The sequence below is a fragment of the Streptomyces anandii JCM 4720 genome (genome assembly GCF_014650655.1).
Lineage (GTDB): Bacteria > Actinomycetota > Actinomycetes > Streptomycetales > Streptomycetaceae > Streptomyces > Streptomyces anandii.
The window spans coordinates 16,622-17,929 of the sequence record NZ_BMVJ01000018.1 but is presented as its reverse complement, the minus strand read 5'-3'; the positions used below and the strand labels follow the sequence as shown (position 1 = coordinate 17,929).

At 71.9% G+C, this 1,308-nt stretch carries 2 pseudogenes; both read left to right on the top strand.

Annotation, left to right across the window (positions count from 1 at the left end):
• Nucleotides 1-394, top strand: a pseudogene (locus tag IE249_RS38595) (6-phosphogluconate dehydrogenase); the annotation flags it as partial.
• Between the two features lie 66 nt (nucleotides 395-460).
• Nucleotides 461-1,308, top strand: a pseudogene (gene recF, locus IE249_RS26825) (DNA replication/repair protein RecF); the annotation flags it as partial.

Here is a 1,308-nt window from a genome sequence, read left to right as displayed (position 1 = left end):
CGCGAAGATGGTCCACAACGGCATCGAGTACGCGATGATGCAGGCCTACGCCGAGGGCTGGGAGCTGCTGGAGAAGGCCGACTCGGTCACGGACGTCCGTGAGGTCTTCCGCTCCTGGCAGGAGGGCACCGTCGTCCGCTCCTGGCTGCTCGACCTCGCGGTCAACGCCCTCGACGAGGACGAGCACCTCGAGCAGCTGAAGGGTTACGCACAGGACTCCGGCGAGGGCCGGTGGACCGTGGAGGCCGCCATCGACCACGCCGTGCCGCTGCCCGCGATCACGGCCTCGCTGTTCGCGCGGTTCTCCTCGCGCCAGGAGGACTCGCCGCAGATGAAGATGATCGCCGCGCTGCGCAACCAGTTCGGGGGCCACGCGGTGACGAAGAAGCCGTAGGGAAGAAGAAGTAGTCCACAGGACCGCTCGCCGGTCCACGACGCCGGGGGAGGTCGGCGTACGACCATGCACGTCACGCATCTGTCGCTGGCCGACTTCCGCTCGTACGCCCGGGCCGAGGTCCCGCTCGACGCGGGCGTCACCGCGTTCGTCGGCCCCAACGGCCAGGGCAAGACGAACCTCGTCGAGGCGATCGGTTACCTCGCCACCCTCGGCAGCCACCGCGTCGCCACCGACGCCCCTCTGATCCGCATGGGCGCCGAGCGGGCGGTGATCCGCGCCCAGGTGCGCCAGGGCGAGCGGCAGCAGCTGGTCGAGCTCGAGCTGAACCCGGGCCGCGCCAACCGCGCCCGGATCAACCGGTCCTCGCAGGGAAGACCCCGGGACGTGCTGGGGATCGTACGGACGGTGCTGTTCGCGCCCGAGGACCTGGCCCTGGTCAAGGGGGACCCCGGTGAGCGGCGGCGGTTCCTGGACGAGCTGATCACGGCCCGCTCGCCGCGCATGGCGGGCGTGCGCTCGGACTACGAGCGGGTGCTCAAGCAGCGCAACACCCTGCTGAAGTCCGCCGCGCTGGCCCGCCGGCACGGCGGCCGCTCCATGGACCTCTCCACGCTGGACGTGTGGGACCAGCACCTCGCGCGCACGGGCGCCGAACTGCTCGCCCAGCGGCTGGACCTGATCGCCGCGCTGCGGCCGCTGGCGGACAAGGCGTACGAGCAACTGGCCCCGGGCGGCGGCCCGGTGGCGCTGGAGTACAAGCCGTCCGCGCCCGGTGAGGCGCACACGCGCGAGGACCTGTTCGCGCAGCTGACGGCGGCGCTGGTGGACGCCCGCAAGCAGGAGATCGAGCGGGGCGTGACCCTGGTGGGCCCGCACCGGGACGACCTGCTGCTCAAGCTCGGCCAGATGCC